The sequence below is a fragment of the Streptomyces sp. NPDC059788 genome (assembly GCF_042732265.1).
Taxonomy (GTDB): Bacteria; Actinomycetota; Actinomycetes; order Streptomycetales; family Streptomycetaceae; genus Streptomyces.
This window is the reverse complement of the sequence record NZ_JBHWHY010000048.1, coordinates 35,135-49,436: the sequence shown is the minus strand read 5'-3', so window position 1 is coordinate 49,436 and position 14,302 is coordinate 35,135. Positions and strand designations below refer to the sequence as shown.

General features: G+C 68.5%; 7 protein-coding genes. 3 read left to right on the top strand and 4 right to left on the bottom strand.

Going from position 1 to position 14,302, the window contains the following annotated elements:
• Window positions 1-33: 33 nt before the first annotated feature.
• The gene (locus ACFV57_RS33210) at window positions 34-663 is read right to left on the bottom strand and encodes a TetR/AcrR family transcriptional regulator (RefSeq protein ID WP_385239833.1); all 630 of its coding nucleotides are present in this window, start codon (window positions 661-663) and stop codon (window positions 34-36) included.
• A gap of 65 nt (window positions 664-728) precedes the next feature.
• Here ACFV57_RS33210 and ACFV57_RS33205 point away from each other — a divergent pair, with 65 nt between their 5' ends.
• Together ACFV57_RS33205 and ACFV57_RS33200 are read left to right on the top strand one after the other, a co-directional pair.
• Window positions 729-1,601 carry a ketopantoate reductase family protein gene (locus tag ACFV57_RS33205; protein WP_385239831.1) on the top strand — a complete coding sequence of 291 codons (873 nt, stop codon included), beginning with the start codon at window positions 729-731 and terminating at the stop codon, window positions 1,599-1,601.
• A gap of 1,335 nt (window positions 1,602-2,936) precedes the next feature.
• A complete protein-coding gene (locus ACFV57_RS33200) occupies window positions 2,937-3,194 on the top strand; it encodes a hypothetical protein (RefSeq protein ID WP_385239829.1) in 258 nt (85 codons plus the stop codon).
• 547 nt (window positions 3,195-3,741) lie between these two features.
• On the opposite strand, the gene ACFV57_RS33195 is transcribed toward ACFV57_RS33200, so the two are convergent.
• Window positions 3,742-4,332, bottom strand: a complete 591-nt coding sequence (locus ACFV57_RS33195; RefSeq protein ID WP_385239827.1) for a lytic polysaccharide monooxygenase — start codon at window positions 4,330-4,332, stop codon at window positions 3,742-3,744.
• Window positions 4,333-6,398: 2,066 nt separating this feature from the next.
• Here ACFV57_RS33195 and ACFV57_RS33190 point away from each other — a divergent pair.
• Window positions 6,399-6,656: a hypothetical protein gene (locus ACFV57_RS33190; RefSeq protein ID WP_385239825.1), complete on the top strand. Its 258-nt coding sequence runs from the start codon at window positions 6,399-6,401 to the stop codon at window positions 6,654-6,656.
• 164 nt (window positions 6,657-6,820) lie between these two features.
• Here the strand turns inward: ACFV57_RS33190 and ACFV57_RS33185 are convergent, their stop codons facing one another.
• Both ACFV57_RS33185 and ACFV57_RS33180 read right to left on the bottom strand, forming a co-directional pair.
• Complete coding sequence (locus tag ACFV57_RS33185; RefSeq protein ID WP_385239823.1) at window positions 6,821-7,330, bottom strand: SUKH-3 domain-containing protein; 510 nt, start codon at window positions 7,328-7,330, stop codon at window positions 6,821-6,823.
• The gene (locus ACFV57_RS33180; RefSeq protein WP_385239821.1) at window positions 7,330-14,202 is read right to left on the bottom strand and encodes an RHS repeat-associated core domain-containing protein; all 6,873 of its coding nucleotides are present in this window, start codon (window positions 14,200-14,202) and stop codon (window positions 7,330-7,332) included. Before ACFV57_RS33180 ends, ACFV57_RS33185 begins: the two co-directional genes overlap by 1 nt.
• Window positions 14,203-14,302: the final 100 nt, after the last annotated feature.

The following is a 14,302-nucleotide window of genomic DNA, read 5'->3' as shown; positions in this document are numbered from 1 at the left end:
TCAACAACGCTCGTGAGCAATACATCCAGATCGTCAGATCCGGGTCGGTGGCGCACTCATCGCTGCCGTCAGGAACGTGATCGCCCATCGCCGGGCCGCCTCGCCCGCCCCCGGGGACACGCAGCCGGGGGAAGGCTGCTGGTGGACCTCAAGGCGGTCGACGGCCGTCACGGCAAGGATTCCCCGCAGCCGGAACCACAGCTCCTCCGGGGGAAGGCCGGGCAGTACGCGCGCGAAGGCTGCGAGGTAACGCTCGCGGACCGATTCCTCGGCCGGGCCGGTCCAACTGCGTGCCTCCTCGGCCGGGTCGCTGAGGATCGTCACGATCAGCCGGGACGTCCGGGCGCCGCCCTCCTCGCCGGCCGGCATCTCGTCGAACAACGGCCCCGCGAAGGCCTCCACCAGTTCGCCGACCGGTGGGTCGGGGGTCCGGGCGAGCAGTTCGTCGAGCCCGGCGCACTGGGCAGCGGTGACGGGCTCGATCACGCGGCGGGCGACGGCGGCCATCAGCTCCGCCTTCGAGCCGAAGTGGTAGCCGACGGCGGCCAGGTTCGCTCCGGCGAGTTTGGTGATCGCGCGGACCGAGGTGCCGCGGTATCCGTGCTCGGCGAAAAGGTGCTCGGCCGCGTCGAGGATCTGGGTGCGGGTGTCTGGAATCGCCACACGATGGACTATACATATGTTTGAATGAAACGAACGTATGAATCAACGTGTGAAAGAAGGCTGCCTTGAAACTGCTCGTGTACGGCGCCGGGGTCTGCGGCACCCTGTTCGCCGCCCGCATGCACGAGGCCGGCCACGACGTCTCGCTCCTCGCCAGGGGCGAGCGCCTGACCGCCCTGCGCCGGCACGGAGTCCAGCTCGCCGAGGAAGGCGGCCCAGCACTCAAGCGGGTGCCGGTACCGGTGGTCGAGCACCCGGGCGGCGGGTACGACCTGATCACCGTCTTCGTCCGCACCCACCAGGTGGACGCAGTGCTGGAATCCCTCGCCGGGCTCCAAGGTGACGTGCTGTTCCTGCTCAACTGGGCAGCCGGCCCACAGTCACTGAGTGCGGTGCTCGGGCACGAGCGGGTGCTGCTCGGCTTCCCCACGACTGGCGGCACGATGGACGGCGACGTGGTCCGCTACCGCAAGAGCAATGTCATCACCCGCCGGGTCACGATGCCGATCGGCGAGCCCGACGGCCGTACCACCCCGCGACTGGTACGGATCGTGGAGACGTTCCGTACCGCCGGGATCAACGCCAAGCCCGAGCCGCAGATGGATGCCTGGCTCAGGACGCACGCCGCGTTCGCGGTCCCGCTCGGGCAGGCGGTACACGCGGCGGGCGGCCCGGCAGCGCTGGCCGACGACCGGGACGCGGTCCGCGACATGCTCCGCCTCATGCGGCAGAACCTCGCCGCGATGGAGACACCGCCGGTACCCCGCGCGTTCGCCGCGCTGCGGACTCTGCCGCAAGGGCTCCTCGCGGCCGTCTTCCGCCTCTTCCTGAAGAGCCCCACGGCCGTGCACAGCGGACTCAGCGACCTCTCACCTGCCACGGCCGCCGAACTCAAGCGGCTGACCGAACAACTCGGCGCCACCGCACGAGCCCGCTAAGCAACCCACGACGGCGAAAACCTCACTCCACACACCACCGCCATCAGTCAGCCTCGGCGACCCGGCGTCCTCACGTATCGGCACAACAGGCCGCCGCGGACGGCAGCAGGACGGGACAGGCAGGGGCCGCGGCGCGGCGGAAGAGGTGCGCTACGCTCCCCAGGTGAAATGACATCAGGTCCCTGGAGGTCACCCAGCCGCACGGCAGTGCCGAACAGCGCACAGGAGCTTCCGCGGACGTTCAGCGAGGCCCGATCCGGTGTACGGTCCGCCCCCCGGGGATCAGGTGCGGATCAGGTACGGAGAGCGCTCGTGGCCGTGCCTGTGCGGCACGGCTGTGGGCTCGGTGCGGCGGTAGTAGAGCATCGTGCAGAGCAGCACGGTTTCGCTGCGGTACGCGTTCCACTCGTCCGGTCGTACGCCCCACCGGAGCTGCCGCCGCGGTAGGCGATGGCCTCTGCATAAGCGTCGTGCGGCAGCCCGTCGGCGTAGGACAGAAGGATGTCGGGCGCGGCCGTTGTTCTCCTCAAGTGGGTGCAGTCGTGTGCTGGTCAGGGGCAGTTGGCGGTGATGTCGTGCGCGCAGGTGAAGCCGCGAGCCAGCAGGGGCAGAGCCTGCGGCCGCAGTGCAGTTCGATCGCTTCCAGCGGGACGCCAACGGGTCGTGCGACTCCGCGCTGCCCAGCGTCGGCGTCTTCCCTGGTGAGAAGTCTGCCGCTTCCGGTTCTGCCGTAGGCGCGGATCCGTTGCCTGGTGGTTCGGATGCGGAGTCGGTCGGAAGCCGGGCCGGTCGTCCGAGATCACCATGCGGGCGCCGTGGATGGCGAGACCGTCCAACATGCTTCGGCATTACCGACATGCTTCGGTATCACCGTCGTGGTACTCACGAAACCGATGTCCTGGGAGAGCGGTACCGAGTGCGGCCAGGCTGGCCAGGCACGGACTGTGCTCGGGGTGATACCGGGGCGGGCGCGCAATCCGGCCGGCAGATCGGCCACCGCCGAGAACACGCTCGCCGAGAGGGCGGGCCCCAGCAGTTGCAGAACGGCGACCGAGAGCCGGACATGGTGCGCGTCCTCCTCTCCGCCCGAGATGGAGCGTTGGTGAAGGACTTGTAACGATAATCCAAAGCCCCCTTGAGATGTTTTCTGGCCGATGTTTCTACTGAAATCTCCAGGGCGTCACGGGGGCGCCCTCGAAGCAGGAGTAAATTATGCGCACGGCAATGTACAGGACTGCAGCGGCGACTGCTGGCGCGACACTATTGGTGGGCGCTGTCGGCGTCGGGCCGGCGGAAGCCAAAGGAAAGGATGTGATAGTTCAAAATTCCCGAGGCATGGCCAAGTTTGACCACCGGGGCGACAAGGTGGTCGCGTGGGACAAGAAGCCCGACGGCCGCTGGATCGAGGCAGAAATCATGTGGAACCTCGGCGGCAAGCCGGGCACGGAAGGTTTCAGCGTTTACGCCAAAGGCGCTGGCACGCTGAAGACGAAGCACGCGCGCATTCCTGAGGGCAGGAAAGTGGCGATCCGGATGTGCATATGGAAGCCTGGGCGCACAGATTGCTCGGCTTGGCATTATGGGCGTGCTTGATTCTCGAATTCGCTTCCTCTGTCCCCAATCTTGGGGGTAGGGGGCTTCGAGGTCTTGGTCAAATGACGTCGCCGTCGGCTTTCGTGCGGACCGCGGTATCGGTGCTTCCCTACGGAGTTTTCCGTCGCGTATCCCGCGCCGCTGGGCCCGAAAGCCTGCAGTGCCTCTTGTTCCACGCTGGAATTTATTTCGGCTATGGACCAGAAGTGAAGGCCATTTTCGTCTCCGGGCAGCCGGCGGCGAGCTCGCGCAGCGCAGCATGCTCGACGGTGTTCAACAGTCGGGTTCCACCGCAGCTTGGTGAAGGCCCAGGCACCGGCCAGGGGATACGTTTCGGACGTGGTGAGTGTTCGCGTGCGGCTGGGCGGTGCATGCCGACTGCCTTCGGGAGGCTGGCGTTGAATTGCTGCGGTGGGCGAACCGCCCGTGGTCAAACGGCTGGGCCCCAGGCCGGTAGCCGGCCCGGGGCCAGGTCCCGGCGTTCGTTGCCGGGGCCGGGGAGGGCTCGGAGGCGGTGGCGGCGTGTGCGCCCCGAGCCGAGGACGTGTCAGAAGCGCACGTCGGAGCAGGCGTAGAAGGCGTTGCCGGTGTCGGCGATGGTCCAGACGCCGAGGATGAGGTGCCGGCCGGTCTTCTGGGGCAGGACGCCGGCGTGGGTGACCGTGGAGCCGGGCAGGCGGCCGCCGAAGGGCACCGTAAGGAAGGGCTGCGGGTCCAGGTCGGCCCTGGTCAGAGGCTTGGTGGGGTCCCAGCCGTCCTTGGTGATGTAGTAGCGGAAGTCGGTGGTGGCGTGGCGGGCGGTGATCCGCCAGATGAAGTTGTGGCTCTGGCCCGCGGTCAGCTTGGTGGCCGGCCAGTTCCCGCCCCGCGGGTCGTCCAGCTCGGAGAAGCGCCCGATGCCACCCGCGCAGATACGCCCGTCGGCGGGCCCGCGCGCGGGGAATCCCTTGGGCCCCTCCACGCTCGGCGGCTCCCACTGGATCTGTCCGCAGCCCCGGACGGTGCCGTTGCCGCACAGTTGCTGGCGGCTGATGGGCGAGTCGGTGTAGCCGTGGCCCTGAGCGCTGCCGCTGGTGGCGAGCAGGGCCGTCCCGGCGAGGCCGAGGCCGAGGAGTAACGAGGTGAGCTTTCTGCGCATGGTGTGCTCCCGTGGTCCAAGGTTGCGGATGGGACGGACGCGTTCCTCGGATGTCCTGCCGGGGCGAGCGGTGGGGACGAGGTGGCAGTTCGGAAACAACCGGAAGGCACGCATCCGATGCGGTCTAGACCAAGTTCGAGGCTAGCCCGGCGATTTGAACATGTCCATATCAACGACGACCCTCGGGGCATACGGAGCGCCCTGACCACCGCGGGCCCTCCCAGCACCTCACCACCGCCGAAACCGGCTCCCTGTCCGCTCCCGTCCCCACCCGTCCACCGGCGCCCGCGACCCCTGCCCTCCTCCCTGGCAGGGCCGGCAGAGCACCGCTGGAGATCCCCGGCGACCTGTACGCGGGCACTCAAGCACTTCCCGCAAGAGCCGCGAGCCAGCGCGACCTGGCGGTGCGCCTCGATCGCGCGGCGGTAGCCGTCCGGCGCTCCACCGGTGCAACGGCGACCGGCCGCGGGGCCGGTGTGGGGCCGGTGTGGGGCCGGTTCGACGGCTGCCGTGGCGGAGCCGACTTCGGAATAGGCCCGGAACGGGCAGAGGCACGAACGTTCGTGCCGGGCGCACTCGTTGGCCGCAGCGATAGCTTCGGTGCGCTCGGTCGCTGCTTCGAGCCGTTGGTCGGCGGAACAGGTGGCCGTTGCCAGTCTGGCGTCCGCGACCACCGCCTCAGCAGGCGTTGGTAGCCACACGCCTGACACGGCCCGGCCGCCCGCCGAGGCTCGTAGTCCTCGCACGCCAGCGCCTACGGGACCGCTTCGGCGCCAGGCCGCGGCCGCGGCCTGGCACTCCTCCCCCACACTTCTCAAAAGAGTTGAGGAGGCACCGACGTTCCGGCCAGGTACTCGATCAGGCAGCGTTTCCCGCACGGGAGGCGCCGGTACTGGGCAGTTCCACGCAGCGCTGCTCTCGCCTCACCCACAACTCGGCCCTGGGCCTTTACTGTCCGTCAACGATGCCCCCGGGAGCCCGGTGACCCAGCCGGGACCGGCACCTCACCTTAGCGACGACGTCCAGCCATTCGGTGAAGAGCCGCTCGCCGGCTGTCGGGCAAGGCAGGTGGCGGAGCTGGTGACGGTCGAAGCGGGGATCGCCACGGACCATGAACCAGACGGCGAACCACGAAAAGCGCGAGGTCGTTGTTCTCGCACGCCTCCAGGAAGCGAGGTATGAGCGGATGTCCATCGGCAGAGCCCGTCCGTTGACGATGGCGTGAACCGAGCGGAGCTGCGCGGAAGCAGCCCTTCGTGGGCGCGGGCTCGCCAGGCCCGTACGGCCCGGCTCTGCTCAGCCCGCCGGTGGAGCTCGGCGGTCTCGTTGGCAACCATGGAGCTACGCCCGCAGCCGAGCGGCCCGGTACTCGACTCCCCTCCTACGTGCCTCGCACCCACCCGCTGCTGGCCGAATCGGCACGTTCGGCAGCCCTGCACCACCTGACCCGGCACGCCCGCGAAGACGCTCTGTCACTGCACCTGCGCACCTGCCAGAGCCACACCCGCGGCTGCGCCGACCCCATCCTGCTCGTCTTGACCAGTGAGTTCGGAAAACGACGGTGGCGGCTGGTCGATACTTGCACCGCCTGCGCGGCAGCCCCCCACGCCGCCGTAGCGCCGGACACGTTGCTCATCTGTCCTGCCGGCCGCAGCCCGCTCGATCGATCGGCGGCCGAGCACAAGCGAGCGGGCGCGTGTCCGAGAGATGCTCACCTACCTCGCCGACGCACTCCCCCGCTTCTGCTCCCCTACCGCTCGGCTGCTGGCCCTGCAGTGCGCGCTGCGAGCTGATCGATACGGGCGGCGTCCACCTTTCCGGGGGCCTACTGCGCAGCATGCGTCTGGGCGGCCACGCGGTGCCCTGGCACGAACTCATCCACGCCGGCTGGCTGCGCCCCACGACGGGTGCGAAGAACAGCTTCACCGGCGTGGGGGGGGGGCGCAACTACCGGATCCTGCCGTCCTGACCCAGGCCCCCTGCTCGCAGCATCCGGGACCCTGCAGCCCGTCCCCCTGGTCACCCCTCGCGGGGCGCCGCCGGCCGTCCACCTGACCGCACTCGCCTTGGCCGCCCACACCGCCGATGGCGCCGGCAGCGCCGAGACCGAACAGCTCACCCGGCTCACCGACCTGCCCTCTCCCAAGTGGAAGACCTCCTCGACCACCTCGTCCTCACCCGCGCCCTGGAAATCTGGCACCGCGACGGCCATGGCGAAAGCCGGCGGTGGCAACTACCCGTTTGCGCCGCCTGATCCCGCCGTCCCGGACAGCCTGACTGAACACCGCATCTTCTACATGCAGGCGGTGCCTCGGAACGTCTGACTACGCCTCCAGCGCGACGCTATCGGCCTGATCGGTCACGCGCTCGACGGCCCCGGGCAGCAGACGACGACGGGCACCACCGTGTCCGCCGCCGTTGCCGTCAGCTACTGCCGCCAACCCGACCAAAAGCTCCGTTGAACGCTGCCCGGTGGGTCCGAGATTCACTAACGGGTATCAGGCCTCGGCCAAGGATCGAGCCCCGGATCGGAGTGCAGACAGACCAGCGGGCGATTCGCACAAACCGCCAATTCCAGGGAGTCTTCAAAGGTCGAACCAAGCTCCCAAATCCAGCCCATACCAGCAGCAACCACCCTCCCTTCAGCTTCAACGAATACGCTTGAATAACTAAGCCATTCACCGATGGGGAAATAGTCCCCACCGAGAACACCCTCTACCTCTGCCGCTAGGCCACGCTGCCCTGATCCAGCAGAAAACGGATCAAAATTATAAGGCTCGTCATTGTTGAAGTTCGGGCCAGCTCGATTGACGGGCTCGATCGACAACCCTCCCACCGCCGCGAGGATTTCTTCTGCCAATGGGTGGGCCCGATACCCTTCACTCTCCAACGGCGTCACCCATTGACCGACGTCAACCTTCCTTCCTGCGCTCCATCCGGAAGCGACAAGCGCCCCAAGCAGATCCTCACTGAGCGAGTCGAAGCAAATCGTGGACATCAGTTGATCTCCAGGTCTTCCAGCAGACGACTACAGCGGCCGCAAGGGTAAGCGGGCTCACCATGCCCGTTCGTATTCGATGTTGGCATGGAATTATTCCGCGTCTTTACCGTTCGCATGGTTCCACCCTTGATGGCCTCGGGCCCCTCGACCGTCTGGGCCTGAATCAAACAGTGCACCTCCGCGCACCCTCCGTGGTGACCGGTCCGCTCAAGCGCACCCGACAACGGCCCTTCTGCCTGCTGGCCATGCTTGTTGCGACCGTAGTACTTGGCACCCGAGGGAGAGGTGTACTCGGAGACGAACTTCACTCCAGTTTCATTGCGGACACTGTCGGCGTAGCCCGCAAGGTTGCAGTTGTGAACGAGTACCGGCGTAGCCCCCGCCAGCACATAATACGTGTGTATCCCCTGAACCGTCAGGTCGTACGTACGCTGCTGCTTCTGATAGCGACGAACTGCTGAAACCTCAGCCGAACCTCCCGCAGAGGACAGTAGTCGCGCACCAGGGCGAAGATTCCGGGCCTCCGCCCATTCCTCCTTCTCGGAAACCCAGAAGGAGTGGTTGTTCGTGGCGGTTACGACCCCCTTACCGCCTTCCCCCTTCACCTCGATCTCGGCAAATTCCTTATCGTCTTCCGTACGGATCAAAGCGACAACCGGGCGGTTTACCGTTTCACCGGTAACAGGGTCGGTCACCCTGACCTCATCGCCTGGTTCGACGTCCTTGATGCGCTTCTTTTTCCCATTTGCGAGCAGCACGTCAGTGTCGCCCAGGAAACTGTGACAGGGACCGGATCGTCCGGCCTTCGCCGCGCCCTTCAGGCCCTTCACCGCGGGCATCGGGCCGGCTCCCGCATGATCGGTCCCGACAAACTTCATCACTTCAGCGATGAAGATGTCGTAAAAGTAGTTTCTGGCCTTGTCGGTGCAGTTTTCCGACTCGTGGCAGGCCGCCAAAGCCACCCCGGCGATGACGTAGTCAGGAACACCCCCTTCCATCCACGAGTTCTGCCTCTCTCGCTCCCTCATCGGAGCTTCGAGTGCCTCATAGAAGCGATGGGGAACTTCTTCACCCTTGGAGATGGGGTAACTCATCCCCGTATTGCCGATGCGGTAGGGCCGCGACGTCGAGGAACCGCCGCCGGCATACCTCTTCCGGCTCCGCTCGTATTGCTGTTTACCCCACGCGACGTTTTCGGTGGTGCCGCAGCCGTGCGGGCAGCCGTGGCCGCCCGGGGCGTATCCGGCACAGTTTCCGGGGATTTCGCAGCCGCCGGGCATGAGGCCGGTGGGGTCGGGGAAGGTGACGGGGTTGTTGTTGCCGTAGGTGTAACCGTTGATCTGCTGGGGGTCGGCCAGGTCCATGACCGGGTCGACGGAGAGGAACCGGCCGACGGCGGGGTCGTACTCGCGGGCGCCGAGGTGGACGAGGCCGGTGTCGGCGCTGTCGTCGGTGCCGCCGACGAAGCCCTTGGTGCCGGGCCAGGTCTTCGGAGCGGTGCCGCGGGGGCTGCCGAAGGGGGTGGTGCGGCGCTGCTGCACGGTCAGGTCGGCTGTGCCTACGGCGAGTTGACCGGTGTCCTGGTGGTCGGCGAGGGTGACGGTGTAGGTGCCGTCGTCGGCCAGGACGGCCTGGTGGCCGCCGCCGAGCGGGATGTAGCGGGTGGCCTCGGCCTTGGCGGCGTCCTTGCGCAAGGTGAGTTCGGTGGCGCCGAGGTAGAGGGTGGTTTTGGTGGGGGTGCGGGCGATCAGGCGGGCGCCGTCGGCGTCGTAGAGGTAGGTGGTGGTTTCCTTGGCGCCGCCGTCCTTGACGGGCTGGGTGACCTGTTCCAGGTGGCCTTCGGCATCCCAGGTCAGGCTTTGTTCGTCACCGCCGAGGATGCGGCTGGTGGTGTTGCCGGAGGGGTCGTAGCCGTAGGTGTCCTTGGCGGTGCCGGTGGGGCCGGTGGTGGTGACGGACGTCAGGGTGTGCGACTGGGGCTTGCCGGGGCCGGGGTAGGCGTACGTCTTCGTGGTGTCCTTGGACGCGTCGCCCGCGAGGTCGTGCTGGGTTTCGGTGAGGCGGTTGCCCACCTTGTCGTAGGTGTAGCTCTGCCAGTACGGGGCCGGGCCGCCGAGGAGGTTGGCGGCCGGGGCCGCGGCGCAGGTCTTGTCGCCCTGGGTCCAGGCTTCGTTCAGGCGGCGCAGGTGGTCGTAGTTGAAGCACTGGGTGTCGGTGCCGGTGCGCGAGACGTCGGAGATCGCGGTGACGTTGCCGGCCGGGTCGTAGCCGTAGGTGGCGTACCGGTCGACGCCCGCCTGGTCCTGGCGGTCGACGCGGGCGGTGGAAAGGCGCTGGGTGCCCCATTCGTAGGTGTTGGTGGCCCAGGTCTTCTTGATGCCGTAGGTGTCGCTGGTGCCGCCGAGCTGGTACTGCAGGGCCTTGCCGGTCAGGGAGTAGGTGACGTCGGCGCGTACGCCGCGGCCGTCGTAGACGGCGGTGGGGCGCAGAGTCTGGTCTTCGTAGGTGTAGCTCCAGCCGCCGCCGGGCAGGGAGCCGGCCTTGGAGTAGCCGCGGCTGCCGACCTGGCCGCCGGCGCGGTAGGCGGTGGTGTCCTCGTAGGTGCCTTGCAGGGCGTCCTCGGAGGGCGGGATGACGGTGGCGGCGCGCTGGATGCGGTAGAGGCGGTCGTACTGGGTGACCTTGCGGGTGTAGGGCTGGCCGTTGACGTAGCGAATGGCCTCGGCAAGCTGGCCTTTGGCGCCGGGAAGGGTGTCGTAGACCCACTTGGCGCGCAGGGGGCCGTCGGTGCTCTTCTCGCGCAGGGCGGTCTTGCGGCCGAGGTTGTCGTAGACGGTGGCCAGGGTGGTACCGCGGGCGTCGGTGGTGGTGGTCTGCTGGCCGCGGTCGTCGAAGGTGGCGGTGGTGGTGGTGCCCTTGTCGGGGTCGGTGGTGCGGATCTGGCGGCCGAGCTGGTCGTAGGTGTAGGTCCAGGTGTTTCCGGCCGGGTCGGTGACGGTGGCGAGCTTCCCGGCGGGAGTGCGGGTGTAGCGGGTGGTGTCGTAGGGGGCATCGGCGGCGCGGGTGTGGTGCTGGCGCAGTTCTGTGCTCTGCCCGCGGGCGTCGGTGAGGGTGGTGACGGCGGTGGCACCTTGGGGCGGGATGACGGTGGTGCGGTCGCCGCCGTAGCGGGTCTGGGTGGTGGCCAGGACGGTGCCGCCGTCGCCGTTGCCGGCGATCTGGCGGGATTCGGTCTCGCGGCCGAGGCCGTCGTAGGTGTGGCGGGTCTGGCTTTCGACGCTCAGGGCGTTGTCGGGAGTGAAGAGGGCGGGGGCGGGGGCGCCGGTGGTGTAGTAGGGGGCGAAGGTCTTGGCGGTCAGGCCGCGTTCGTCGTAGAAGGTGTCACTCAGCAGCCGGCCGCCGTCGGGGCCGGGGGCCTGGGTCTGGCGCGGGTGCTGGAAGCCGTCGAAGAGGGTGTAGGCGGTCAGGTGTTTGCCGCCGTCCTCGTCGAGGGTGCGCGTGGTGACCGCGACGGGTTTGCCTTCTTCGATGCGGTAGCTGAACTGGTAGGTCGGCAGGAGGTTGGTGCGGCGGTCGGGCAGCCAGACCTTCAGGGCGCGGCCGAGGGCGTCGTAGGTGAAGGTGGTGCGTTTGCCGTTGGTGTCGGTGCTGGCGGTCGGCTGGCCGCGCAGCGGGTCGGTTTCGGTGGTGGTGGTCTGGGCGGTGGTGGCGTCGCCGTCGGTGGCGGGCGGGCCGGTCTGGGTGGTGGTGGCCGGGAAGCCGGTGGCGGGGGTGTAGGTGGTCGTGGTGGTGCGGCCGTCGGTGCGCGGGGTACGCGCGGGGGCGGCGTCGCCGCGGGCGGTGAGGTCGGCGCTCAGGTCGGTGGCGGTCAGGGGCCGGCCGTAGGCGTCGAAGGTGGCGCCGGATTCAAGGTAGGTGGCGGTGGTGCCGTCGTGTTTCTTGAGGACGGCGGTGGCGGTGGCGTCGCCCTTGGTGGGGGCGGTGCCGTAGGGGGCGCTGTCGTAGGCGGTGCGCTGGTCGGTCAGGACGTCCTTGGCGCGGTCGGGGGTGGCGGCGCACTTGACGGCGACGGTCTCGACGCGGGAAGCGGCGGTGAGGATGTTCTTGTCGGTGTTGGCGGCGTAGGTGGTGCGGGTGCACTGGTCGTCGGCTGCGGTGCTTTCGTCGGCGAGATCTTCGTGCTGGGTGGCGCGGCCCGCGACGGTCTCGAAGGTGGTGGCCTGGGCGGTGGTGCGCCACTTGGCTCCGTTGCCGTCGTCGAGGGAGGTGAAGGTGCGGGTGTGGCCGGTACCGGTGAGGTTGGCGGCGATGGTGCCCCAGGCGCGGGTCTTCTTGGCGGTCTCGTGGTGCCAGGGGCGGTTGACGGTCTTGGTCAGGACCTTGCCGTCGGGGCCGGAGTAGGTCGCGGTTTTGTAGGCGAAGCCGGCCGTGGCGGGGTGGTCGGTGAGGGCGTCGCCCTCACCGTCGGCGAGGGCGACGGTGACAGCTTTGGTGCCGCCTGTGGTGTCCTTGCGGTCGCCGTCCATGCCGCGCAGAAAGTAGGTGTCGGCCTGCGTTTTCATGCCGCCGGCGCCCTGGCCGCCGGTCTTGACGCGGACGTGGCCGTAGCCGCGCCACTGCGACCAGGTCTTGAACTTCTCCTTGGTCAGCCCGTCGTCATCGTCGAAGTGCCAGGCGGCATCGCCCAGGTATTCGTAGCGGGTGACCTGGTCGGGGGCGCCGCCGGTGCGGTCGGTGGCGGTCACGGAGGTGACGAGGTACTTGTTGAACCACTGCCGGTCCGGGTCGTCGCTGGCGGTGCCGCCGATGTACTGGGGATAGCAGCGGGTGGTGTTGGTCTGCGGGGTGGGCAGGTCATCGAAGCTGCAGGCCGGGGCGGAGTAGTTGACGTCGAGCTGGCCGCCGGATTCGTCGGCGGCGGTGGACAGGCGGGCCTTGATGAAGGGGGCGTAGCCGTCGCCGGTCTTGTCCAGTCGGTTGGCGAGCTGGGTGTAGGCCAGGGTGGTCTTCGGCAGGGTGACGGCGGGGGCGGCGGTGTGGCCGGTGTGCTCGATGGCGTCGAGCAGGAGCTGGTAGTCGACGTCCGCACTCCCCCAGCGGTAGCTCAGGGACCAGGAGTCCACCGGGGTGGGTTTGTTGTTCTGGAAGATCTCGGTGGTGACGGTGGTCAGGCGTTTGCGGGTCCAGAAGGTGGGACTGGAGCGGCCGTTGTCACACTTGGTGGCAGCCTTGCAGTTCAGGTCCCAGGGGGTGTCGTACCAGTAGAAGGCCTTGGCGTCGATGGTGTCGGGCTCGCAGGTGACGCCGGTCTGGGGCAGGCAGCGCTCGGCGGTGGTGTAGCTGACCCGGGCCAGCGGGCTGCCGGCGTAGAGGTCGGCGGCCTTTTGGCCGTAGTCCGTGTGCTTGAGGTAGCCGCCGCGGGTGTAGGGGGTGTCGTCGTCTTCCTTGAGGTTGCGGCCGTAGGAGTTGGTCTCCTTGCCGTAGAAGTAGGAGACGGCGTTGCCGTGGGTGTCGACGATGTAGTCGAGGTTCCAGCGCCAGGCCTGCTGGCACCAGGAGTCCTTGAAGGCCGCGGTGTGGCAGGGCTCGCCGCTGTCGTCGCCGAAGACGGGGACGGTCCAGGTGGAGTCGGTGGTTTCCTTGCCCGCGGCCCAGCCGGGCAGCCGGTGGTAGCCGAAGTAGTAGCGGGTGCCCTTGGGGTCGGTCAGTTCCCAGTACTCGTTGTCGTTGTCGCCGTTGGCGCGGTCGGCGGAGGTGAGTTTTTTGATGCGGGTGCCGTCGTCGCCCTTGACCTTCCAGGCGTTGTCGCCGACGGGCACGAGTTCGCCGGCTTTGCCGTTGAAGGTCAGGAAGGCGTTGTCGTAGCCCCAGCACAGGTCGGCGGGCTTGTTGCCGTCGGCGTTCTTGACGTCGTCGTCGGCGCAGGGCTTGTAGCGGCGTTCGATGAAGCCGGGCCACATCTCGAAGCCGTCACCGGCCCAGGAGGCCTGGTTGTTGGTGCTGCTGGTGCGGCCGTCGAGGGCGCCCGAGGAGTAGGACAGACCGACGGTGGGCTTGAGGCCGCCGGGCACATCGGGCACCGGCATGGGGTAGGACCAGGTGAAGTCGCCGGTGTTGAGGTTGGTGTTCCAGGTGGCCGACGGCGACAGCGAGGTGGCCTTGTAGTCGCTCTTGTCGCCCTTGTCCGCGGCGGCGGCCGCCAGGACGGTGGGCGCGCCCTGGCGCAGGGCCACGGCCGAGGCGGTGAGGGTGTGCTGTTCGGTGTTGTTGGCCGTGGGAAGTGGTGTGGCGGTGCGGCAGCCCGGCTTGTCGGGGGTGGTCAGCGCGCAGGCGGGCAGGTGCAGCAGGGTCAGGCGTGAGGCGTAGCCGCCGCCGAAGGCTCCGGCGAAGTCGGCGTAGCTGACTGTGACGCCGACCGCGGTCTTTTCCGGGGCGACGGCTGCGGTTTTCGGGGTGGGCTGCGGGGTGAGGGTGAACAGCATCCCGTCGAGGCCCGCACGCTGGGCGTGCTGGTGGTCCAGAACCTCGGCGGCGACGACGGTGGGGACCGCGGCGCGGGCCGCCACAGCTTTACCGGTGCCGGGCTGCGGGGCGGGGGTCAGGCTCAGAGGCAGACCCGCGGCCTTGGCCGGGGCTGCGGCGCGGGCGGCGGGCCGGGTCAGGTCGATGGTGGCCGTGCCGGGGCGGGGCCAGGACGCCTGGGGCGCCTCGCGCGGGGTGACGGGGCCCTGCTGCAGGGTCCGCGGCTTGGCGAGGCTGACGGTCTTGCCGGGGACGGGTTTTTCGGCGGCCGGCAGGTCGGGGCGGTTGGCGGTGTCGGCGGCCGGGGCCGGCGGAGCGCCGGTGACCTGCAGGAGGGCGCCGATCATCACCGCGGATGCGGCAAGGGCGATCCTGCGCCGTGCTGCGGCTGTCCGGCGTCGCAGTGCCAGGGGTCTGCGGGCTCTGGCCTTGCCGTTCATCGCTGTT

Coding starts and splice junctions, on each gene's coding strand:
- ACFV57_RS33200 (WP_385239829.1), top strand. CDS start 2,937: ATGGCCAAGTTTGACCACCGGGGCGACAAGGTGGTCGCGTGGGACAAG.
- ACFV57_RS33195 (WP_385239827.1), bottom strand. CDS start 4,332: ATGCGCAGAAAGCTCACCTCGTTACTCCTCGGCCTCGGCCTCGCCGGG.
- ACFV57_RS33185 (WP_385239823.1), bottom strand. CDS start 7,330: ATGTCCACGATTTGCTTCGACTCGCTCAGTGAGGATCTGCTTGGGGCG.
- ACFV57_RS33180 (WP_385239821.1), bottom strand. CDS start 14,202: ATGATCGGCGCCCTCCTGCAGGTCACCGGCGCTCCGCCGGCCCCGGCC.